General features: G+C 34.9%; 25 protein-coding genes, 1 pseudogene and 1 riboswitch. Of the genes and pseudogenes, 24 read left to right on the top strand and 2 right to left on the bottom strand.

The window, feature by feature from the left end; genetic code table 11:
* Positions 1-173: 173 nt before the first annotated feature.
* A riboswitch (PreQ1 riboswitch) is annotated at positions 174-217 on the top strand.
* 93 nt (positions 218-310) lie between these two features.
* The 4 genes from queC to queF are packed head-to-tail and all read left to right on the top strand — an operon-like array spanning position 311 to position 2,689.
* Positions 311-973, top strand: a complete 663-nt coding sequence (gene queC, locus DN410_RS01605; RefSeq protein ID WP_002117350.1) for a 7-cyano-7-deazaguanine synthase QueC — start codon at positions 311-313, stop codon at positions 971-973.
* Positions 973-1,464 (top strand): 6-carboxytetrahydropterin synthase QueD, encoded by a 492-nt coding sequence (gene queD / locus DN410_RS01600; RefSeq protein WP_000368412.1) that lies wholly within the window; start codon positions 973-975, stop codon positions 1,462-1,464. The genes queC and queD overlap by 1 nt, the downstream gene beginning before the upstream one ends.
* A complete protein-coding gene (queE, locus tag DN410_RS01595) occupies positions 1,457-2,173 on the top strand; it encodes a 7-carboxy-7-deazaguanine synthase QueE (protein WP_149175040.1) in 717 nt (238 codons plus the stop codon). Before queD ends, queE begins: the two co-directional genes overlap by 8 nt.
* 18 nt (positions 2,174-2,191) lie before the next feature.
* Complete coding sequence (gene queF, locus DN410_RS01590; RefSeq protein ID WP_000918895.1) at positions 2,192-2,689, top strand: preQ(1) synthase; 498 nt, start codon at positions 2,192-2,194, stop codon at positions 2,687-2,689.
* 93 nt (positions 2,690-2,782) lie between these two features.
* Here queF and DN410_RS01585 read toward each other — a convergent pair whose 3' ends face one another.
* The gene (locus tag DN410_RS01585) at positions 2,783-2,968 is read right to left on the bottom strand and encodes a YkvS family protein (protein ID WP_001165081.1); all 186 of its coding nucleotides are present in this window, start codon (positions 2,966-2,968) and stop codon (positions 2,783-2,785) included.
* 250 nt (positions 2,969-3,218) lie between these two features.
* On the opposite strand from DN410_RS01585, the gene DN410_RS27775 reads away from it, so the two are divergent.
* Together DN410_RS27775 and DN410_RS01580 are read left to right on the top strand one after the other, a co-directional pair.
* Positions 3,219-3,365, top strand: coding sequence for a hypothetical protein (locus tag DN410_RS27775; protein ID WP_000461688.1), 147 nt, complete (start codon positions 3,219-3,221; stop codon positions 3,363-3,365).
* Positions 3,366-3,456: 91 nt separating this feature from the next.
* Positions 3,457-4,059 (top strand): histidine phosphatase family protein, encoded by a 603-nt coding sequence (locus DN410_RS01580; protein ID WP_149175039.1) that lies wholly within the window; start codon positions 3,457-3,459, stop codon positions 4,057-4,059.
* A gap of 35 nt (positions 4,060-4,094) precedes the next feature.
* Here DN410_RS01580 and DN410_RS01575 read toward each other — a convergent pair whose 3' ends face one another.
* A complete protein-coding gene (locus DN410_RS01575; RefSeq protein WP_149175038.1) occupies positions 4,095-4,673 on the bottom strand; it encodes a GNAT family N-acetyltransferase in 579 nt (192 codons plus the stop codon).
* A gap of 245 nt (positions 4,674-4,918) precedes the next feature.
* Between DN410_RS01575 and DN410_RS01570 the strand changes: the two genes are divergently transcribed.
* The 18 genes and pseudogenes from DN410_RS01570 to DN410_RS01480 all read left to right on the top strand — a co-directional run bounded on the left by DN410_RS01570 (position 4,919) and on the right by DN410_RS01480 (position 23,017).
* Positions 4,919-5,113, top strand: a complete 195-nt coding sequence (locus DN410_RS01570; RefSeq protein WP_149175037.1) for an abortive phage infection protein — start codon at positions 4,919-4,921, stop codon at positions 5,111-5,113.
* A 26-nt stretch (positions 5,114-5,139) separates the two neighbouring features.
* Positions 5,140-5,457: a hypothetical protein gene (locus DN410_RS01565; RefSeq protein ID WP_149175036.1), complete on the top strand. Its 318-nt coding sequence runs from the start codon at positions 5,140-5,142 to the stop codon at positions 5,455-5,457.
* Between the two features lie 476 nt (positions 5,458-5,933).
* A complete protein-coding gene (nrdI, locus tag DN410_RS01555) occupies positions 5,934-6,293 on the top strand; it encodes a class Ib ribonucleoside-diphosphate reductase assembly flavoprotein NrdI (protein WP_000959449.1) in 360 nt (119 codons plus the stop codon).
* Positions 6,280-7,407 (top strand): annotated as a pseudogene (locus DN410_RS01550) (ribonucleotide reductase N-terminal alpha domain-containing protein); the annotation flags it as partial. The gene nrdI and the pseudogene DN410_RS01550, both read left to right, overlap by 14 nt.
* Positions 7,408-7,789: 382 nt before the next feature.
* On the top strand, positions 7,790-8,740 hold the full coding sequence (locus tag DN410_RS01545; protein WP_073990709.1) for a ribonucleotide reductase large subunit: 951 nt from the start codon (positions 7,790-7,792) through the stop codon (positions 8,738-8,740).
* A gap of 93 nt (positions 8,741-8,833) precedes the next feature.
* Positions 8,834-9,802, top strand: coding sequence for a class 1b ribonucleoside-diphosphate reductase subunit beta (gene nrdF, locus DN410_RS01540; protein ID WP_149175035.1), 969 nt, complete (start codon positions 8,834-8,836; stop codon positions 9,800-9,802).
* Positions 9,803-10,220: 418 nt separating this feature from the next.
* Positions 10,221-11,570 (top strand): APC family permease, encoded by a 1,350-nt coding sequence (locus DN410_RS01535; protein ID WP_149175034.1) that lies wholly within the window; start codon positions 10,221-10,223, stop codon positions 11,568-11,570.
* 170 nt (positions 11,571-11,740) lie between these two features.
* Positions 11,741-13,021 carry a Glu/Leu/Phe/Val family dehydrogenase gene (locus DN410_RS01530; RefSeq protein ID WP_149175033.1) on the top strand — a complete coding sequence of 427 codons (1,281 nt, stop codon included), beginning with the start codon at positions 11,741-11,743 and terminating at the stop codon, positions 13,019-13,021.
* Between the two features lie 25 nt (positions 13,022-13,046).
* Complete coding sequence (locus DN410_RS01525) at positions 13,047-13,337, top strand: SAV0927 family protein (RefSeq protein ID WP_149175032.1); 291 nt, start codon at positions 13,047-13,049, stop codon at positions 13,335-13,337.
* Positions 13,338-13,364: 27 nt separating this feature from the next.
* On the top strand, positions 13,365-13,613 hold the full coding sequence (locus DN410_RS01520; protein WP_149175031.1) for a biotin/lipoyl attachment domain-containing protein: 249 nt from the start codon (positions 13,365-13,367) through the stop codon (positions 13,611-13,613).
* Positions 13,614-13,823: 210 nt separating this feature from the next.
* Positions 13,824-15,953, top strand: coding sequence for a sigma 54-interacting transcriptional regulator (locus tag DN410_RS01515; RefSeq protein WP_149175030.1), 2,130 nt, complete (start codon positions 13,824-13,826; stop codon positions 15,951-15,953).
* A 442-nt stretch (positions 15,954-16,395) separates the two neighbouring features.
* Positions 16,396-17,889 carry an aldehyde dehydrogenase family protein gene (locus tag DN410_RS01510; protein ID WP_149175029.1) on the top strand — a complete coding sequence of 498 codons (1,494 nt, stop codon included), beginning with the start codon at positions 16,396-16,398 and terminating at the stop codon, positions 17,887-17,889.
* The gene (locus DN410_RS01505; protein WP_149175028.1) at positions 17,890-19,266 is read left to right on the top strand and encodes a putrescine aminotransferase; all 1,377 of its coding nucleotides are present in this window, start codon (positions 17,890-17,892) and stop codon (positions 19,264-19,266) included.
* A gap of 203 nt (positions 19,267-19,469) precedes the next feature.
* Positions 19,470-19,850: a GntR family transcriptional regulator gene (locus tag DN410_RS01500; protein ID WP_149175027.1), complete on the top strand. Its 381-nt coding sequence runs from the start codon at positions 19,470-19,472 to the stop codon at positions 19,848-19,850.
* Positions 19,847-20,545 (top strand): ABC transporter ATP-binding protein, encoded by a 699-nt coding sequence (locus DN410_RS01495; protein ID WP_149175026.1) that lies wholly within the window; start codon positions 19,847-19,849, stop codon positions 20,543-20,545. Before DN410_RS01500 ends, DN410_RS01495 begins: the two co-directional genes overlap by 4 nt.
* A complete protein-coding gene (locus DN410_RS01490; RefSeq protein WP_149175025.1) occupies positions 20,542-21,324 on the top strand; it encodes an ABC transporter permease in 783 nt (260 codons plus the stop codon). Before DN410_RS01495 ends, DN410_RS01490 begins: the two co-directional genes overlap by 4 nt.
* 14 nt (positions 21,325-21,338) lie before the next feature.
* A complete protein-coding gene (locus DN410_RS01485; RefSeq protein ID WP_149175024.1) occupies positions 21,339-22,241 on the top strand; it encodes an ABC transporter ATP-binding protein in 903 nt (300 codons plus the stop codon).
* Positions 22,241-23,017, top strand: coding sequence for an ABC transporter permease (locus tag DN410_RS01480; RefSeq protein WP_149175023.1), 777 nt, complete (start codon positions 22,241-22,243; stop codon positions 23,015-23,017). Before DN410_RS01485 ends, DN410_RS01480 begins: the two co-directional genes overlap by 1 nt.
* The last annotated feature ends 152 nt before the right edge of the window (positions 23,018-23,169 follow it).

The following is a 23,169-nucleotide window of genomic DNA, read 5'->3' as shown; positions in this document are numbered from 1 at the left end:
GTAAATAATAAAGAGTTTCAGTGGGATGCCTCCTCTCTTCTAATATTAGATTAATCATACTATAAAATGAAAGAAATGAAATAAAAAAAGCGGAAAAATCAGAAATTTTTTATGGTAGTATACAATATGTTACAATAAGCTTTGTCAATGAAAGAAGGAATTCCGTGCACTGCATGGGAGAGGTTCGCGAACTCCCTCTATAAAAAACTATGGAAACAACAATATCCTTAGGTATTGTTTTGTTTTTTTATTGTGACAGTTCAAGAACGTTCTTTCTTCTTATTCGTAGTAGAGAAGGAGAATGAGTGAAATGAAAAAAGAAAAAGCGGTTGTTGTTTTTAGTGGTGGACAAGATAGTACAACATGTTTATTTTGGGCGATACAACAGTTTGCAGAAGTAGAAGCTGTAACGTTTAATTACAATCAACGTCATAAGTTAGAAATTGATTGTGCAGCGGAAATTGCGAAAGAGCTAGGAATTAAGCATACAGTACTAGATATGAGTCTACTAAATCAACTTGCTCCAAATGCATTAACGAGAACAGATATGGAGATTACACATGAAGAAGGTGAATTACCATCAACATTTGTGGATGGACGAAATTTACTATTCTTGTCATTCGCTGCTGTATTAGCGAAACAAGTTGGAGCGCGTCATATTGTGACAGGCGTATGTGAAACTGATTTTAGTGGATATCCAGATTGCCGTGACGTATTTGTGAAATCATTAAATGTTACATTAAATTTATCTATGGATTATCCGTTTGTCATTCATACACCGCTTATGTGGATTGATAAAGCGGAGACATGGAAATTATCTGATGAACTTGGTGCATTCGAGTTTGTTAGAGAAAAAACATTAACATGTTATAACGGAATCATTGGTGATGGTTGCGGTGAATGTCCAGCATGTCAACTTCGTAAAGCAGGATTAGATACGTACTTACAAGAACGCGAAGGAGCGAGCAACTAATGGATAATTTCTTTGGATTTCGCATCGTAGAAAATTTGCAAAAAATGGACAAGGATATTCAGCGTAAACAGCTCAAATATCATAATAAAAGAGTAATGGTCAGCAAGGAATTTACATTTGATGCGGCACACCATTTACACTGTTATGAAGGAAAATGTAAAAACTTACATGGTCACACATATAAAGTTGTATTTGGGATTAGTGGATATGTAAATGAAATAGGTCTTGCAATTGACTTTGGAGATATAAAAGAAATTTGGAAGAATGAAATAGAAATTTATTTAGATCATCGTTATTTAAACGAAACGTTACCAGCGATGAATACAACTGCTGAAAATATGGTCGTTTGGATTTATGAAAAGATGGCAGAAGCGTTAACAAAAGATAATCGTGCGAACGAATATAAAGGAGCTCGTGTTGAATTTGTTCGTCTGTTTGAGACTCCAACTAGTTATGCGGAAGTAAGACGGGAGTGGATGCTCGATGAGTAAAATCCCAGTCTTAGAAATATTTGGTCCGACTATTCAAGGTGAAGGAATGGTTGTAGGACAAAAGACGATGTTTATCCGTACAGCTGGCTGTGATTATAGTTGCGCTTGGTGCGATTCTGCCTTTACGTGGGATGGATCGGCTAAAGATCAAATTAGACAAATGACAGCGGAAGATATTTGGAATGAGCTTGTTGCAATTGGAGGGGGAAATTTTTCTCATGTTACGATTTCAGGCGGAAATCCAGCATTGCTGAAAAATATTGAGTTTCTTCTTTCTATATTAAAAGAGAATGGAATGCGAACGGCAATCGAAACGCAAGGGAGTAAATGGCAAGACTGGTTACTTCAAATTGATGAGGTAACGATTTCTCCCAAACCACCAAGTTCGACGATGCATACAGATTTTCAAAAGTTAGATGCTGTTATTCAAAAACTAGCAGGAAAAGATATTAGCTTAAAAGTAGTCGTATTTGATGATTATGACTTTGAATATGCAGTTAAGATGCACGAACGTTATCCGGATGTACCATTCTTCTTGCAAGTAGGGAACGATGATACGAAAACAGTGGATGATGCAATGCTTATTAAAAAATTATTAGGTAAGTATGAGTGGTTGATTGATAAAGCTATAAATTGTAAAGCAATGAATGATGCAAAAGTATTGCCTCAGCTTCATGCGTTAGTATGGGGAAATAAACGCGGCGTATAACGAGAAAGGATGTTTAATATGGCAGGAAGATTAGATGAAGATTTAAAAGATGTAACATTACTAGGAAATCAAAATACAAAATATTTATTTGAATATAGCCCAGAAATTTTAGAGGTATTTGATAATAATCATCCAAACCGTGATTATTTTGTAAAATTCAACTGTCCTGAATTTACAAGCTTGTGTCCGAAAACAGGACAACCAGACTTTGCAACAATTTATATTAGCTACATTCCAGAGCAAAGAATGGTAGAGAGTAAATCTTTAAAGTTATATTTATTTAGTTTCCGTAATCATGGTGATTTCCACGAAGATTGCATGAACGTAATTATGAATGATTTAATTAAATTAATGGATCCACGTTACATTGAAGTATGGGGGAAATTCACACCACGTGGTGGCATTTCAATTGATCCGTACTGTAACTATGGTCGCCCAGGAACGAAGTATGAACAAATGGCAGACTACCGCATGATGAACCACGATCTATATCCAGAAACAATTGATAATCGTTAATATATAATAGAAAGAAAGGATCTGTATAACATACAGATCCTTTCTTTCTATTATATTATGAATTATGTGTATAAATCCTTTCTTTCTATTATATTATGCATTTTGATTAATGACAGTATAGTTTTTATGACTAACAACTGTAAGAGGTTCCATATCTAGTTCTCTAAAATTCTCCATAATTGTTATATCCACAATAACAGAGTTTTGATTTACTTTTTGAACACGGCCTTGCATTCCACCTTTAAATTCAATGATATCTCCAGTTTCTGCGATCTGCATAAGCAACTCTCCTTGTTACAGTTTTTCCAAAAAAGAATAATTTGGGATTTTTTATTTTCCTTTATTTTGAACTATGTTTCCTGTTTTGTAAATGTTTTCAAAGTAAAAAGTCGAAAAATATTCATATTTTGTAAGATAATATCCATATTTACTATGATAGTGGAGAAAAGGTGTTTACATTTTTATATTGGAGTATAATGGAAATGGATGTTTGTCTGTTTAATATGGGGGAAATAGGAGCGGTAAAATAATGTTTGAAATTATGGGGAGTTTTATAGCTTTGTTCTTATTTTTATTTTCTTATATACAGTTGAAGAAAATTCGTCAACATGAAACGAATACATATTTTGATGGAATAGATGCCTCTGTGACTCATGGTAGTGGCGGGGATATGTGAAAATATGTAACTTTTATTTTTAGCATGTTATGATGAAGGGAAGAAATAGTACATAATATAGCTCGTAAGTGATGAATGGAGAGTGGAAAGAATGTGGATATCTTTTATTCGTCATGGTCGCTTGAATAGTGCTATAGAGCCGATGACAATTACTTCATTTCATGAATGGCTGAAGAAATATGATGTAGATAGTGTGAGTAGGGAATGTAACATACCGATTGAAACAATTGAGGCAGTGGAATCAGCAAATTTAATTGTATCAAGTGATCAAAGACGCGCTGTGCAGTCAGCGGCGGAACTAATGAACTCTTTGTCCTTTGTGCAAAATTCTCTTTTTAGGGAAGTAGAAGTACCTTCAAGTTTTTTTGCACCGAAATGGTTTAAATGTAAACCAGGGACGTGGTTTTTTATTGGACGTGCTTTATGGACGGTTGGGTATCATAAAGATGTTGCGTCGTATAAAGAAGCAAGAGAAAGGGCGAAAGAAGCTGCTAATATGTTACATCGCTATGCGCTGGTGCACGGGAAGGTCGCGATAGTAGGGCATAGTTATTTTAATACGATGATTGGTGCGGAACTGAGGGCGATGGGATGGTCTGGACCTCCTATTTTTCACCGGAAGCCGTGGGGATATACAAAGTATACGTTCTACGAGGCGATGAATGGAAGTGTATTAAATACAAAATTAACTTAAAAGCACACGATTTTATATAAAATCGTGTGCTTTTTTTAAGATATAGAAACCAATGTACGTAATGGTTTTATTAGATGGGCATACGGTTCGCCGACGAGCATCACGATTTGATCTTTTTTGTAACCTAGTTTTTCATACAGCGAAAAAGCGCGTTGGTTTTCTAAATTAACAAGTAAGGCGATTTTTTCATGACCTTTTTCAGCTGCATGAAGTTCAGCTGCATCGATTAATTTAGAACCTATGCCACGTCCACTGTACATATTTGAAACTGACAACGTGTCAATATAATACTCATCAAGTTCAGCTTCTTTTTCTAATATAATGGATTCATCTTCATGTAGTTCTCTTAAGTGGCGTATGATTGGTGCATCAAGCTGTTCAGCGTCACTACCGTGATAAACGACAATAACCCCAACCACTTTTCCATCTTGTTCTGCCACTAAACAGTTTTCATAGCTCAATCGATTATTTTCTTGTACGAACCATTTTTCGAGTCCTCGTAATACGTTTGCTTCAACTGTGCTACCAGTGATTTTTTCAGCAATTTCGTGCAGAGCGTTATACAATAAAGGCGCTACCAGCTTCGCATCTGTCTTTGTTGCTTTCCGAATCATAGTATCCCTCCTAGTTCTATTCATACATTGTAACATAGTGGTATAGAACTTTGCATGATTGAATGTCGAAATGTTTGATATAGAGAAGTAGCTATGTTAGTATATGATATTTAGTGGACATATAATTAAGAGATATCTTTTGAAAAATAATGAAAATGAAATGAAGGTATAGCATCTGGATAATTTTACAGTTGTTGACCTATAGAATATAAGATAAAATAAAATATTGCATAGAGGTGAAATACATGGATAAAGAATTAGCAAATACAATTTTGGATCAGCTGAAAAATGGTGAAATAAAGGAGTATGTTGCAACGAAAGATGTATTTTATACGTTCAGAGAAGTTGTAGTAAGTCGAGAAGATTTTAAACATTTCATTGGTAACGCACAGCGTGGCGGACAGGTTATTTATACATATTCAGAAACGCCACGTTCGTAACTAGAAGAATATAGGGGAGGAGAATTATGGGCGATTTTAAACAAGGCATATTACCGCATTGGGATTATATGTGGAAAGATAGAGCTGGTAATCGATTTATGGGGATGGTCATGTATCCAGAGAAACGAAAGTGTTCAATAAAAATGCTGCAGAAAATAAAAAGAGCATATGAAGAAGCAATAGAAATTAAAGTAACAGTACAAGTTCAACATACATATCAGTACGTAGAAGGAATGATTGTATACTTTGACGAAGAAGCTCCTGTATGTACAATGATTGATAAAGATGAGAATCCGCATCATATATTTGTAAAAGATATTTTGCGAATTGAGCACTCTGAATAATCTTTTCATAAATAAATTGAAATTCCATAATAATAATCTTTTTCTATAATAGTTATCTTTTAGTATGTAACGAGAACTGAAAGTATATGTATAATATTTAATAAAGTAAAATTGATAAATGTAATCGTTTTTTAGAGCAGATTATCGTTTAATGTCTGTTCTTTTTTGCGTGATGCTGGAGAAATATATTCCTCCAGCATTTGCCGTTTTATGACAAAATATATTGGTAACTTTTTTTAAAATAAGGTTAAATTCGTTGACAACTTTTTTGAAAAGCACTTTATTGACATGAGTTTTAGAATGTTGTTTCATAGTCATTGTATTGAAAAAAATCGACTGTCGTGTCGAAAAGTAAAAGTTAAAAAAAGAAAGAATTTATACATATATCTTGTGTCTTATTTTGAAACGTAATACAATATATAGAGAAATCAAGAAACAACATACAGAGAGTATAGATTGGAGAGGGAGGGTCGGAAATGTTAGTTGCATATGATTCTATGACAGGAAACGTGAAGCGTTTCATTCACAAATTAAATATGCCGGCCGTTCAAATTGGTGAAGATCTAGTAATAGATGAAGACTTTATTTTAATTACGTATACAACAGGTTTTGGCAATGTACCAGAACGTGTTTTAGAATTTTTAGAGCGCAATAATGACAAATTAAAAGGCGTATCTGCAAGCGGCAATCGTAACTGGGGAGACATGTTCGGTGCAAGTGCTGACAAAATTTCTGCTAAATATGAAGTGCCTATTGTATCAAAATTTGAGTTATCAGGAACAAATAACGATGTAGAATACTTTAAGGAAAGGGTGCGGGAGATTGCGACACATTGAACTGAATAATGAAATCACGCAAATGCAGGACGGTTTTTATCAGCTTCATAAAGATAAAGAGGCATTAGAAGTCTTTATGGAAGAAGCTAGAGAGAATACCGTTCCTTTTAATAGCGTGGCAGAGCGAATGGAATATATGAAAGAACATGATTACTATTACAACGTTCTGGACGAGTATAGCTTGGAGGAAGTAGAAGAAGTATATAACATCGCTTATGGTGAAAACTTCGAGTTCCAATCTTATATGGCAGCATCTAAGTTCTACAAAGATTATGCGTTAAAAACAAATGATCAAAAACAATACTTAGAAAGCTATGAAGATCGTGTAGCAATTGTGTCATTATACTTAGGACGCGGTGATGTTGCGAAGGCAAAACAATTCGCAAGCATGATTGTAAAACAAAACTACCAACCAGCGACACCAACCTTTTTAAATGCGGGAAGAAGCAGAAGAGGAGAAATGGTGTCTTGTTTCTTGTTAGAGATGGACGATAGCTTAAATTCAATCGGCTTTAACATTAATACAGCGATGCAATTATCGAAAATCGGCGGCGGAGTAGCTTTAAACTTATCTAAGCTACGCGCACGTGGTGAGCAAATTAAAGGTATTGATAACGCCGCGAGTGGCGTAGTACCTGTTATGAAATTGCTTGAAGATTCGTTTTCATATGCGAATCAACTGGGCCAACGAAAAGGTGCCGGGGCTGTATATTTAAACATTTTCCATTGGGATATTATTGAATTCCTTGATACAAAAAAAATAAATGCCGACGAGAAGAGCCGTATTCAGTCTCTATCAATCGGAATTATCGTTCCAAGTAAGTTCTTTGAGCTTGCTGAGAAAAACGAACCTTTCCATGTTTTCGCGCCTTATACGGTGTTTAAAGAATACGGAAAACATTTAGATGATATTGATATCGATGAAATGTACGATGAATTAATGAGCAATCCGAAAGTGAAGAAGAAGCCGCTAGATATTAGCGCGCGTGATATGCTTATTAAAATCGCTATGATTCAGCTTGAGTCTGGTTATCCATACTTAATGTTTAAATCAAATGCAAATAACCAACATCCACTGAAGGATATTGGAACTGTGAAGATGTCGAACTTGTGTTAAATATGTAGCACCTTCTAGTAGAAATGCTAGTCGAAAACTCCGTTAAACGGGGAAAGCCTCAAGTTTGAGGTAACCTACCGTGCTAAATCTTATCTTAGAATGAAAATAGAAAAGTTCAGAATGTATCTTATTATTTTGTATAGCAGAGTGATCGGACAACATAAAGTAATAAGAGACTTTCTGAAAGATTAAGATAAGTAAAAGCCTAACGACTATCCCTTATGGGAGTAGAGCGCAAGTGATTGGCGTTCGAAAAGCGGAGCACCTAATCAGGTAATGCTGTAGGTGATGATATAGTCTGTCCTGTATGGTGACATACAGCAGTTGCATGAGCAACGGACTGAGGAGTAGCGAACTCGGTTGAACATTCGAGACAGAAATCTTCCAGCTACAAGAAACTTCTGAAATAAATGATTACGGTACAGATGACATTATCCGCCGCGATATTAACTGTAACTTAGGATCATTAAATATCGTAAATGTGATGGAAAATAAAGAAATTCGTGAAGCAGTTCATGCAGGAATGGAAGCTTTAACAGCTGTTTCTGATATGACAATCATTCCGAATGCACCAACTGTGAAAAAAGCAAATGATGAGCTTCATTCAGTTGGACTTGGAGCAATGAACTTACACGGATATTTAGCAAAAAATAAAATCGGTTATGAAAGTGCAGAAGCGAAAGAGTTTGCTCGTACATTCTTTATGATGTTAAATTACTACTCTATTGAGAAAAGTATGGAAATCGCTAAAGAAAAGGGCGAAACATTTAAAGACTTCGATAAGTCTGATTATGCGAACGGCACATACTTTGAGAAGTATGAAACGACAGATTACAGCCCAGTAACTGAAAAAGTTCAGCAACTATTTGAAGGAATTCATATTCCAACAAAAGAAGATTGGACAAGTTTAAAAGAGCAAGTGCAGAAGAATGGATTATATAATTCATACCGTCTTGCTATCGCTCCAACACAATCTATCAGTTACGTTCAAAATGCAACTTCAAGCGTAATGCCGATCGTAAGTCAAATCGAATCAAGAACGTATGCGAATGCGACAACATATTATCCAATGCCGTATTTATCAAAAGATACGTTCTGGTACTATAAATCTTCTTACGATATGAATCAGTTTAAACTAATTGATTTAATCGCAGAAATTCAAGAACATATTGACCAAGGAATTAGTACAATTCTTTACGTTAATAGTGATATTTCAACACGTGAATTAGCACGTTACTACATCTATGCACATAAAAAAGGCTTAAAGAGTCTGTATTATACGAGAACACGTAAATTAAGCGTGGAAGAGTGTGTGGCTTGTACCGTTTAATATAAAAAGTGAGACATGATGAGCAGGGTTTTCTGAACCCTGCTCATGCTTAGTTATCAATTTTTCATGTTTATTTAGAGAAGGGGCGATTGAATGCGTGCGGTAAACTGGAACAAAAAAGAAGATGATTTTAGTTTAATGTTTTGGAAGCAAAACATCGCTCAGTTTTGGACAGAAGAAGAAATCGCAGTGTCTTCTGACAAAAATACTTGGGCACAATTATCAAAAGAAGAGCAAGTTGCTTATAAGCGTGTATTAGGTGGTTTAACACTTTTAGATACGAAACAAGGCGGCGAAGGGATGCCACTTGTACTTGTTCATCTTGAAAATTTACAAGCAAAAAGTGTATTAGCTTTCATGGGCGCTATGGAAGAAGTACATGCGAAGAGTTACAGTCATATTTTCACAACGTTAGCTACTGAAGAAGAAATTGATGATATTTTTGAATGGGTAGATAAGCATCCATTACTTGAGAAAAAGGCTGGTATTGTTACTAGTTATTATCGTCGTTTATTAAAGCCTGAAGTAACGAAAAAAGAGTTATACATGGCGATGGTAGCAAGTGTATTCTTAGAAAGTTATTTATTCTATAGTGGATTCTTCTATCCGCTGTACTTAGCAGGTCAAGGTAAGCTGACTGCAAGTGGTGAAATTATTAACTTAATAATTCGTGATGAGTCAATTCACGGCGTATTCGTCGGTATTTTAGCACAACAAATCTTTGCGGAACTTTCTGCAGAAGATCAACAAGAAGTGCAAAAAGAAACGCAAGAGTTATTAATGGAACTATATGAAATTGAAATGGCATACACAGAAGAAATTTACACTTCTATCGGTCTTGTAGAGGATGTAAATCGTTTCGTTCGTTACAATGCGAATAAAGGACTTATGAACTTAGGACTTGAGCCGAAGTTTGAAGAAGAAGAAATTAACCCAATCGTTTTAAATGGTTTACGTACAGATACGAAAAACCATGATTTCTTCTCTGTAAAAGGAAATGGTTACGTAAAAGCAACAAATGTTGAAAAGTTATCTGACAATGACTTCGTATTTGATTTTTAATATAGTGCTATAAAAAAGCTGTCTTTATAGAAAAGACAGCTTTTTTGCTATGTATAGTTTACATAATGATATTATTTTGTGAAAATATTTCTATCTTGTAAAAGCAAAATTTGTGAGGCGGTGAAAATAAAAAACACGGAATAAAGTTTAATGTTTTATATGTAGCAGTATGAGAGATTGAATAACTTATGTCAAAATGAATAAAAAATGAGAAGAATTAATTCCCAATTCCACCTATATGCTCTTTTTCGACTTGAATTTTTTAATTACAGAAATTTTGGCTCGAAAATTGCATTGATATTTAAAAACAAAAGGAGATTGTAATACTTGGTGTGGTATATAAAGTCATTTGAAAGCGTTTCCTTTTGGTATCAATTTTTAATTGAAAATTAGATAGAGAAAGTAGGGGGAATGATAGGTGGGAAAAACAGTTGGTTTAAAACGATCATTAGGACTTTGGTCAATTGTTATGCTAGGGGTCGGATATATGACACCGATGGTTGGGTTTGATACATTTGGAATCGTTTCTGAAAAAACGGGTGGGCATGTTCCAGGAGCTTATCTGATTGCATTAGCAGGGATGTTGTTTACCGCTGCAAGCTACGGCAAAATGGTAAAGGTTTTTCCTACCGCAGGATCAGCTTATACGTACACACAGAAGACAATTAGTGCACGGCTTGGATTTCTTGTTGGATGGTCAGCATTATTGGACTATTTGTTTCTACCGATGGTGAACGCACTATTAACGAGAATTTATTTGTCAGCATTTTTTCCGAGTGTTCCTAATTGGATATGGGTCGTTGGCTTTGTACTACTGATTACACTTATAAATATTATTAGCGTAAATGTTACTGCTAACTTCAATACGTTTTTAGTAATATTTCAAGTGCTAGTAATGGTTTTGTTTGTTTTTCTAGTGATAAAAGGTTTATTAGCGGGAGAGGGAACAGGAGAAATTTTTTCCATTCAGCCGTTTTTTCAATCAGATATACAAATATCACCATTAGTTGCAGGGGCGACAATTCTTTGTTTTTCATTTTTAGGTTTTGATGCAGTAACTACATTTGCAGAAGAGACACCAAACGCGAAGAAAACAATTCCTCGAGCGATTTTTCTTACTGCTTTAATCGGTGGCGTTTTATTCATTACTACTACGTATTTTACACAGTCGTTTTTCCCAGATACATCTGTATTTAAAGATAAAGAATCAGCATCTCCAGAAATTGCGCTATATGTTGGTGGAAAACTATTTCAAGCCTTCTTTTTAGTAGGAACACTTATGGGGACACTTGCGTCTGGTTTAGCTTCTCATACAAGTGTATCCAGATTATTATATGTAATGGGGCGAGATAATGTAATTCCGAAGAAGATATTCGGATACATTCATCCTCGTTGGAGAACGCCAGTATATAATATTATTTTCGTCGGAGTTATTTCGCTTTGCGCTATATTCTTTGATTTAGAAACAGCAACATCCCTTATTAACTTTGGAGCGCTTATTGCATTTACATCTGTTAATTTATCTGTAATTTCCTACTATGTAATTAAGAAAAAAAGGTATAAAACGATAAAGGACTGCTTAAATTTCTTAGTGATGCCTATTTTAGGTGGTGGTACTGTAGCAGTATTATGGTTTAATCTCAATATTCATTCACTTATTTTGGGGCTTTGCTGGGCTGTTATTGGAATTGGATACCTTCTATATGTTACAAATATGTTTCGTTCAGCTCCTCCGCAAATGCACTTTGAAGAAGCGCAGGAAATATAAAAAGCATCGGATACATTCCGATGCTTTTTACATTTGTTAATCATGCAGTATTGCATAAGTCATTCAAAGGTTCATAAGTAAGGCGATGACACGACATGATTACTTTAGTATTTTCAATTGGCACGATTATTGCTTTATACAATTAGTAAAAATAAAAGCGGGGTGTTATCGTGCCAATTCAATCAGAAAAACATGCTAATACAGTTGAGCTTGAGAATTCTTTAGAGGAATTTCAAGCAATATTAAAAGAGGCGCTTCATTTTTTACATTATCCAGACGAAGTATTCGAATTTCTGAAAAAACCAATGCGTTTTTTGGAAGTAAGCATTCCTGTTCGTATGGATGATGGAACGACAAAGGTATTTCAAGGGTATCGCGCTCAGCATAATGACGCAGCAGGGCCAACGAAAGGTGGTATTAGATTCCATCCAGATGTTACGGCAGAAGAAGTAAAAGCACTTGCTGGCTGGATGAGCTTGAAATGTGGAGTGACAGGACTGCCATATGGAGGCGCAAAGGGCGGGATTATTTGTAATCCACAGGAGATGAGTTTTAGAGAACTAGAGTTACTAAGTCGTGGGTATGTAAGAGCAGTAAGTCAAATTGTAGGACCGACGAAAGATATTCCAGCTCCTGATATGTACACAAATGCACAAATTATGGCTTGGATGCTAGATGAATATGATCATATTAGGGAGTTTGACTCTCCAGGCTTTATTACCGGGAAACCGTTAATGCTAGGGGGATCACAGGGCCGGGAAACAGCAACTTCTAAAGGGGTATTGTATACACTTCAGTTAGTAAGTGAGTTAAAACAAATTCCTCTGCAAAATATGCGAGTTATTATTCAAGGATTTGGGAATGTTGGAGGGTATTTGGCGAAATATCTATATGATATTGGTGTGAAAGTAGTGGGGGTATCAGATGCTATAGGAGCGATTTATAATCCAGATGGTCTAGATGTTCCTTATTTACTAGAAAACAGAGATTCTTTTGGTGTAGTATCGAATCTCTTTAGTAAAACAATTTCTAATCAGGAGTTGTTAGAAAAAGAATGTGATGTACTCGTTCCAGCGGCAATTGGGGGAGTGATTACGAAGCATAATGCAGGAAATCTTGGATGTAAGATTATCATTGAAGCTGCAAATGGTCCAACAACAAAAGAAGCGATAACTATGTTAGAAGAAAAGGGAATTTTGGTTGTTCCAGATATTTTAGCAAACTCTGGTGGTGTTATTGTTTCTTATTTTGAATGGTGTCAAAACAACCAAGGATATTACTGGACAGAGCAATATGTTGATCAATGTTTAAAGGAGAAAATTACTACTAGTTTTGCTAACGTACTTGACACTTCTAAACGCTTTGGAGTAAATATGAAAATTGCTGCGTATATTGAAGGAGTTAGCAAGATTGTAGAAGCGTCACGCCTAAGAGGTTGGTTGCATTTTTAACCTAAAGGATAAAGGGGGGGCTTAAATGAAACTAGATATTTTACTAGAAGAAGTGGAGAGGCAACCAATCGGTTATTATTGCATTTTGTCGAATAGTCATCGTTATGATATAGCTGTTACGTATTCACAACAGTTTCTTGGAAAAGCAATGGTTACTTCTATTCAAAATGGGAGAATGATTTTATTAAGTCAAGAAGATATTGGAGAAGAACAATATTGGGCACCAAGGCTAGGAATTGAGAGAGAAGATATAGAAGAGTTTCAAAGCTTTTTCCATATGATTCTTCAGTCACAAAGGTTAGAAGAACAATATTAATAGAATAAAAGAAAGGGATGATTGATTATGTACTATGATATTATTACGAGTCCATGCTATGGAACAATTGAAAAAGTGTCTATTAATAAGGATTCTCGAGTTTATGAATGGGAGCCATTATTTTCTATTAAAGATATGAATGGTAAACTAGAAGTAATTAAAATAGGATGTAGCGGAGAAGTTCAATCTTTAGAAGTAGAGGCAGGAGATAAAGTAATTCCAGGTATGGTATTAGCGTATATTCAAGAAGACCTTTTCGTTAGTGGTAGTGATTAATGATAGAACAATGAGGAAGATGGAGGTGTTCATCTTCTTTTTTTATCCCACTATTTACGGGATAATAATCGGTGGGATGTACAAAACCACCACTGATTAAAGTTTCACTTTATTAAACAAAGGAAGAAATGTTTTATTTTCAGATTAATTAAAAAAATCTGTATTTAATGATACAATACAAATTAAGTCGTTCAAAGGAGGAATAGCAGAATGTTTTCCATTGCTCATAAAAAAATTAGACCTATTGTTTCTCTATCTATTGATCAATTTGAAAAGGAATGGAATATAGATGTTGAAAATATAAAAGAATCTTTTCTGTTTTTAAAAAGAGGAGAAAAATTATTTGCATACGTTCATGTTAAAGATCTGCTGTCAAACAGTGATGGATTAACTTCCCAGCTATTACTTTCAAATGCTGTTTCGCTAGATACAATATGTCATCTTAGTAAAGATATTTCTTTAACAGCTCTTTTTCAAATTATTGGAGCGCCAATTGCTATAGTAAAAAATGAAATGGATGAGTTAACAGGATATATAAGAAGAGAGGATGTTTTTGCAGAACTATTTAAACAAGAAAATCAGAGTGTTGATATACTGAAAATTATTTTAACGTCTATTCCAATGGGGATTTTTGTAGTGGACCGTGAAAAGAAAATTGTAAATTGCAATGAATCTGGCTTGAAGATGATTAAATCAACTCCTGAAAAAGTTATGAATGTACCAGCAGAACAGATTTTTAATGAAGAACATATTAATAACGTATTTGCAACAGGAAAAACGATTTTGAATCAATTACAACTCACAAATGAGATGGGTGTATTAGTTGACTATAGTCCTATTCCAAACTTTGATCAAAGTATTGAAGGAATGGTTATTATTGTACAAGATTTGCCAATGGTCGAGGACATGGCGATGGAAATTGAATATATAAAGGATTTAAATAAAGATTTACATGCAATATTGTCTAGTATATATGATGAAATATTAGTTGTTAATCCTAAAGGGGAATTGATTCGTTATAGTGAAACCATTATCAATGATTTTTGGGGAAGTAATTTGAAGGATCTGTTAGGAAAAAATCTTTTAGACTTAGAAAAGAAAGGATTATTTAGTCCATCTGTCACGCGACTAGTACTGGAACAACAAAAAAAGGTATCCGTTGTACAAGAAACAAAAAATGGAAGGAAAATCTTAGCGGTTGGAAATCCAGTATTTAGTGAGAGTGGAGAGCTTCATCGCATTATTATTGCCTCGAGAGATATTACAGAAGCAACGAGATTGAAGACGGAATTACATGAAATAAAGAAGATATCAGAGCAATATAAGAAGGAATTAGATGACTTTAAAAATAAAGATCGCTTTCTTAAGAAGCTTATTTACTGTAGTCCAAAAATGGAGCAGATTATTAACCAAGCTAAAAAAATAGCAGATTTTTCTTCCAACGTTCTTATTTCTGGAGAATCGGGAGTTGGAAAGGAAGTAATTGCCCAGGCAATTCATCAACTTGGAAATCGGTCTTCAAGGCCATTTTTAAAATTAAACTGCGGGGCAATTCCAGAAACATTGTTAGAAAGTGAACTATTTGGTTATACGAAAGGGGCATTTACAGGGGCGGATAAAAACGGAAAAGAAGGATATTTTAAGCGAGCTGATCAAGGTATTTTATTTTTAGATGAAATTGGAGAAATGCCCTTACATTTGCAAGTGAAATTGCTTAGAGTCTTGCAAGAACAAGAAGTAATTCCTATTGGAAGTACAATACCTACGAAAATAAATGTACAAATTATTGCTGCTACAAATAAAAGTCTTGAAAAGATGGTAGAAGCTGGAACATTCCGCGAAGATTTATTTTATCGCTTAAATGTAATTCCATTGCAAGTTCCTCCTCTAAGAGAACGAATGGAAGATGTTCCAGTACTTGCCTTTCATTTCTTACAACAGTTAAATGAAAAATATAATAAAAATTATCATTTAACTCCGGATGCACTTAACTTACTAGAGTTTTATTCATGGCCAGGAAATGTACGTGAATTACAAAATATGATTGAACGCTTAGTAGTATCAGCAGACGATCTAGTAATTGAAGCTGAGTTTGTTAGTAAGTTTTTGACACCAGGCTATGATTTTAAAAAATCAAAACCAGTTATTACAAGAGTATTACCGTTACAAGAAGCACTAAATTCTGTAGAAGAACAACTGATTTTGCTTGCAATGAAGCAGCATAAAACAACGACTAAGGCTGCAAAAGCTCTTGGAATCAGCCAATCTTCAGTGAGTCGAAAATATCAAAAAATTGTTAGCGAAAAAGGGATAGAGGCTGATATCATCTCATATTCCTAAAAAGGAGAAGGTCGCATAGACTTCTCCTTTTTGCTCGTTTACTGAGTTTTCCGCTGTTTGTGGGTATTATGTGCTATCATCTAAAAATTCAATGAAATAAAAGATGATAGTGGCGCTGACGGATGTTCTGTTTTATGCAAAATGGAATAGTGTATGCAAAAATGCATAACTCTTTTTTGTTACATGTAAGAATATAGTTAGTTTTTATTCCGCTATTTGCCGGGCAGTAAAACTCCCACCTTAAAATTCGGCTGAGGCAAAGAAGTTAGGTGGAAGCCCTGCTGCCCGTAAAAGCCCGATTGGTGTGGGCTTATAAACAGTGGGGATGAACAAAACCCTCACTGAATAAAGTTTCACTTTATATGATTCCTTTGTATTTGAAATATTGGCATGAAAATTGCTTATAAATATATAAACGATTGATAAAGGGGGATTCAATATAGTGCTAGATTTAAAAATGTATGTAAACGGTGAATGGAAAGAGTCTAGTAATCTAGAGAAAAGAACGATTATTAACCCTGCGAATGGCAAGGGTATAGCATATGCACCAGAGGGAACAATTGAGGATGTAAAACACGCGATAGAAGTGGCAAGAGCGACTTTTGATAGCGGAATTTGGTCAGAAACATCGGCTGCTGAAAGGGCGTCTTATTTATTTAAAATAGCAGATGAGATTGATAAAAATATAGAAGAACTAGTGCGTCTTGAAACAATGGATAATGGAAAAACGCACCGTGAAGCAGAAGGAGATATTGGAGATGCAGCGGCTTGTTTTCGCTATTACGCTGGGATGATTACAAAGCCAGATGGACAAACATATCATGTAGCTGATCCGATGCAAGCAATGGTTGTAAGAGAACCAGTTGGTGTTTGTGGATTAATTGTTCCATGGAATTATCCGTTACTGATGAGTGTATGGAAAATTGCACCTGCTTTAGCAGCTGGAAACACAATTGTGTTTAAACCTTCTGAAGTGACGCCAATCACTGCAACAAAGTTATTCGAAATCCTTGACAAAGTAGAGTTACCAAAAGGTGTTGCTAATATGGTGATGGGGGCAGGACCAACAGTAGGGAATGAAATTGCAGCAAGTAATAAAGTGGATATGATTTCCTTTACAGGTGGAACAAAAACAGGTAAGCACATTATGAGAACGGCAGCAGATAACATGAAAAAGATTTCGCTCGAACTTGGAGGGAAATCTCCAAATATTATTTTTGCAGATGCGGATTTTGAAACAGCCGTTGACTACGCTTTATTTGGTATTTATGCAGGTAGCGGACAAGTATGTTCAGCAGGATCTAGAATCCTTGTAGAAGAAAGCGTTTACGATAAATTTGTTAATAGTTTTGTAGAGCGAGCAAAGCAAATTAACGTTGGGCCGGGTGATAATCCAGAATCAGAAATGGGACCACTTGTAAGTCAAGAACATATGGAAAAAGTATTACGCTACATTGAAATTGGAAAAGACGAAGGGGCAGAAATTGCTTGTGGGGGTAAGCGGATACTGACAGATGGAAAAGGCGACGGTTTCTTTATTGAACCAACGGTCTTTGTCAATGTAAAACCCGATATGCGCATTGTACAGGAAGAAATTTTCGGTCCCGTTGTAGTAATTCAAAAGTTTAAAAATGAACAGGAAGCAATTGAGTTAGCAAATGGCACAGATTATGGCTTAGCTGGAGGGGTATTTACGGTTGATGGTGCAAAAGCAATGCGTGTGATTCGCAAGCTTCGTGCAGGAATTACGTGGATTAATAGCTATCATCCAACATACAATGAGGCACCTTGGGGTGGATATAAACAAAGTGGTATAGGTCGTAGCCTAGGAACGTTTGGTTTAGAGGAATTTCAAGAAATTAAGCAGATTAATATAAATCTAGAAGTAGAACCTATTGGTTGGTTTGCAAATAAAAAGAATGTAGGAGTGAAATAGATGGAAACGAATGTGAAAAATAAATTGAATGAGAAAGATGTAAAAGATTCAAGTGTAAATGAGTATATTACGAAAGTACTACAGTTAATTGAAAAAGAAAAGGTTTCTGAAGAAGAGGCGAACTGGATTCAAAAAGAAACAGTAGATGGATTTAGAGAGCATGTGAACCCAGGTTTTCTTGCTTATAGAAAGACAGTAACAAAAGATGGACAATTTGCAGCAGTAGAATGGTCAGATGAAGGATCTTGTTTTATGGATATTAATGGTAAAAAATACATTGACTGTTTAGGTGGATTCGGAATTTACAATGTCGGTCACCGTAATCCAAAAGTAGTAAAAGCTGTGACAGATCAATTAAAGCGTCAAGCATTGCATAGCCAGGATTTACTAGATCCACTTCGAGCAATTCTTGCAAAGATTTTAGCGGATATTACACCTGGTGATTTGAAATACTCCTTCTTTACAAATAGTGGAACAGAAAGCGTAGAGGCAGCATTAAAACTAGCAAAAATGTATAGTGAACGAACAACTTTCATTTCTACAACTCGTGCTTTCCATGGTAAGAGTCTTGGTTCTTTATCTGGAACGGCAAAAGGAATGTTCCGTAAACCATTTTTACCATTAATTCCGGGTTTCCGTCATGTTCCATTTGGCGACATTGATATGATGAGAAAAACATTTGAGACATGTGAATTAGTGGGAGAAGATGTTGCAGCAGTTATTTTAGAGCCAATTCAAGGGGAAGGAGGAATAATTTTACCTCCAGAGAATTATTTGAAACAAGTGCGAGAGCTTTGTGATGAATTTGGATCGCTCCTTATTTTTGATGAAGTACAAACTGGAATGGGGCGTACAGGAAAAATGTTTGCAGCAGATTTATATGATGTTGTGCCGGATATTATTTGTCTTGCGAAAGCGTTTGGTGGAGGTGTAATGCCAGCGGGAGCTATTGTTGCGAAAGAGAAAGTATTCCAAAGTTGGTTTGAAAATCCGTTTATGCATACGACAACGTTTGGAGGAAATCCTCTTGCATGTGCTGCTGCCATTGCAACAATTCATGTATTATTGGAAGAGAAATTACCGGAACGATCTGCAGAAGTTGGGGAGTATTTCTTAAAAGGATTGAAACAAGCAGCAGAAGGACATGAAGATAAAATATTTGAAATTCGTGGTCAAGGTTTAATGATTGGTATTGAATTCCATAAAGACGAGATTGGTTATGAAGTGTCAAAGGCAATGTTTGATCAAGGCATTCTTGTTGCGGGAACATTGATTAATTCAAAAACAATTCGTATTGAGCCATCTCTTACAATTAGTTATGAAGAGGTAGATACAGTCATTAATGCGTTTAAATCTGTGCTAGCGCAAGTAAAATAATTTTTGTATAAGATTATATATGAATTCAAACTAGTAAAGCCATCATGTTGCTTCGTTTAATTGGGTTACTAGTTTTGATTCCAAGAAGGCAGTGTAACGAGAGTTACACTGCCTTTTTATTACATTTTTATTTGTAAGTATTTACATATAGTCTGTCCTAGTGTACTATTTAACTAGTACACTGATACAAAAGGAGGGAAGAAATGAAAATAGAGTTTTCTCCAAATACACCAATTTACATTCAGGTAATGGAATACATAAAAAAAGAAATCGTAACGGGTCATTTATTACCTGGCGATAAAATTCCCTCTGTACGTGAATTAGCGAGCGAATTACAAGTAAATCCAAATACGATACAGCGCACATTTCAAGAGCTAGAACGTGACGGTGTTGTTGTAACGCGTAGAGGAATGGGACGATATGTAACAAATGAAGGGGAGAAAATTATGGAGCTACGCAAAGATATGGCGAAAGAATTACTTCACTCTTTTATAGATGGAATGGATAATTTAGGTTTTTCAGAAGACGAAATTCTTACAATCCTTCGTTCTTCATTAAATGAGAAGAAGGAGGAGAGCGAATGACGGAGCTATTAAAAATAGAAAACTTATGGAAGCGGTACGGATTAAAAGCAGTGATTCGTGAGTTAAACATAGAGATTACAAAAGGAAAAATCGTTGGGCTTGTTGGAGATAACGGAAGCGGGAAAACGACGTTATTAAAAATGATTGCAGGCTTGCAGCACCCTTCTGAAGGTAGCATAGCAATTAACGGTAAAAAAGTTGGATTAGAGACGAAAGGAATCGTTTCATTTATGGCTGATAAGCCAGTCTTTGATGACTGGATGACTGTAAAAGATTCTTTATTTTTCTATCGTGATTTTTATAAGGACTTTGATATTCAAAAAGCGGTAGATACGATAGTGGAATTTAAAATACCACTGGAAGAGAGAATTACAGCATTATCAAAAGGTATGGTTGAAAAGCTTCAAATCATTTTAACTTTTTCTCGGAGAGCTAAATTATACGTACTAGATGAGCCGCTTGGCGGGATTGATCTCGTTTCTAGAGAACATGTATTAAAGTTAATATTACAGTTTTATAGAGAAGATTGTACAATGTTAATTTCAACCCATCTAATAAATGAAATTGAAAATATTTTTGATGAAGTGATCTTTTTAAAAGATGGAGAAATTGTGCTATATGAGAATGTAGAAGATCTCCGTTTTCAGAGAGGAAAAGCAGTTCATGAGTTGTTTAAGGAGGTGTTTAGTAAGTGAAGTCGTTACTTTCTTATTTATGGAATGTGAATAAGAAAAAATATATTGTTACTTTTTTAATTTTTGTGTTAATTGAAGCGATTTTATTTTCACAAATGATTGTAAAAAAGAGTGAGACAGCTGTTGTGAAACAAGACGCGATATTCGGATTTATTATTATTATTTTCATGTTTTATGTGTTGTATATGTTTTTACAAACGATGAAGTCGTGTTCACGTTTACTAACAAATCCATTGTTACGGGTTACAGCGATATCTGGGAAACAGTATGTTTTTTCTATCCTTATCTACTTTTTTATTGTAATGGCCATATGGTATGGCATATGTGGAATTCTTTTCTATGTAGGTTATGTATTAGCATTTCCTACGACGTATGTATATATAGATACACAAGAGATTATGCAAGCAGGTATAATAAAGAATTTAATATATACAATGAGTGATTTGTTTGAGTTTTTATTTGCGGTGTTACAAATTTTCTTAGTAGTTACTCTCGTTAAATTGCTTACTAAGAAGAAAAAGATACAAAAAATATTGATTGTCATTATTTCTCTAATCGTAAGTATAGCGATTACTTTAGTGACAACATTGCTAGGAAAATTAGCTCCAGCTTTCCAGGGATTGCGAAGAGTAGAATATCGTAGTGAAGGTAAAGGCCTGTTTATTGATATGTTTCAAGAAAATGGATTAAACATTTTTAATATAAGTTTTATGGTAATTGTTAGTGCTCTAATAGTATATGTAATTGCTTATATTATCGATAAAAAACTAGAAGTTTAAAGGAGGAATTACCATTGGGAAACGTAGTAGTAAAATTAGAAAATGTTCGAAAAAAGATTGGTAGAACAGAAATTATTCGTGGTTTATCATTTGAGGTTCGTGAGGGAGAAGTGTACGGTTTCCTTGGACCGAACGGTAGTGGTAAAACGACGACAATTCGTATGATGACAGGTCTTATATCAATGACAGAGGGCGATATTACAATTTGTGGACATAGTATTCGCACGGAGCGTGAAAAAGCGCTAGAGCAGATTGGAGCGATTGTAGAAAATCCTGAGCTATATGATTATATGACAGGAATGCAAAACTTAAAGCATTTTGCGAACATGGCAATTACACCAATTAGTAAAGAGCGCATTGCTGAAATTGTAAAGCTTGTTGAATTAGAGCATGCGATTCATAAAAAAGTGAAAACATATTCCCTTGGTATGAAACAACGTTTAGGAATTGCACAGGCATTGCTTCATCAGCCGAAAATCTTAATTTTAGATGAGCCGACAAATGGATTAGATCCAGCTGGTATACGCCAAATTCGTGATTATTTACAACGTTTAGCGAAAGAAGAAAATATTGCCGTAATCGTATCAAGTCACTTATTAAGTGAAATTGAACTCATGTGTGATCGCGTCGTTATTATTAAGCAAGGTGAGTTTGTACAAGAGTACAACTTACACGAACAAGTGAAACATGATGAGACAGTAGTTGTAGCGTTTGAAGTAGATCAAGTACAGAAAGCAAATGAAATTATTAAAGGCAAGGCGCAAGGAAATGTCATTGTAGTATCTGTAACGAAAGAAGAAATTCCGCAGCTTGTAAAAAGGCTTGTGAATGACGATGTGCTAGTATACGGAGTTACTGTTCAAAATAAAACGTTAGAGGATGAGTTCTTAGCGATTACAGGGGGAGTGAAAGCGTAATGTTTAAATTAATTCAAAATGAATTTTTAAAGTTGCATGCGAAAAAAGGTATGTACATTTTAATTGGTGTCATTGCGGCACTCGAAATTTTAGGAACTTTAGCAATGATGAAGTGGGGAAAAGGTAATGAGTTTAAGGGGGCTTATTTAGATTATGTAAACTCAGAGATTGGTTTAATTATTTTATTCGCAACAATTTTTGGGATCACACTTGCAGCCCGTACTCTTACTGATGAGTTTCAAAAAGGTACAATTAAACAATTGTTAATTCGTCCAAGAAAACGACTTACAGTTTTATTTTCTAAATATATTACTGTGTTATTAGCGATGCTATTTATCGTATTTGCCGGTATGTTAATCGCAACGATTATTGGTGGCATTGTAATGGATGGTAGTAAAACAGATTTAACGTTAGGAATTGTTTTAAAAACGGTATTATATCAGCTTGTATCACCATTTTTCTTTGCAACACTTGCCTTTTTCTTAGCAAATGTATTTAGAAAATCCGTATTGCCATTAATTATTACGTTGTTCTTATATTTCTTACAAGGAGTAATTAATATGGTATTAATAATGTTTGCAAAAGGTGTAGCGAAATTTGTAGTATTCTTCCATTTGGATTTAAGAGCTTACGACAGCAATAAATTAGTAAGCGGCGGAATGGAACCAACATTCACAGAATTCACATTCACAACTTCATTATTACTTGTAGCTGTATATTTTGTTGTATTACTTGTAGCATCAAGTGCATTATTCCAAAAACGTGACGTATTATAATAAAAGAAATCCTCGCTTGTAAAAACGGGGATTTTTATTACATAACTTTCTAGTAGATGTCAGATGAAAGAAAAGTGATATGGCATTTTAAATAAAAAGATTGCTAGTTATGTTGTTAGAAAGCATTTGAGAAAAATAGGAAGAATTTCAAC

The sequence above is a fragment of the Bacillus sp. SH5-2 genome, from assembly GCF_008368905.1.
Lineage (GTDB): Bacteria > Bacillota > Bacilli > Bacillales > Bacillaceae_G > Bacillus_A > Bacillus_A luti.
Note: the sequence above shows the minus strand (reverse complement) of the source record. Positions and strands in the feature narration are given on the sequence as shown.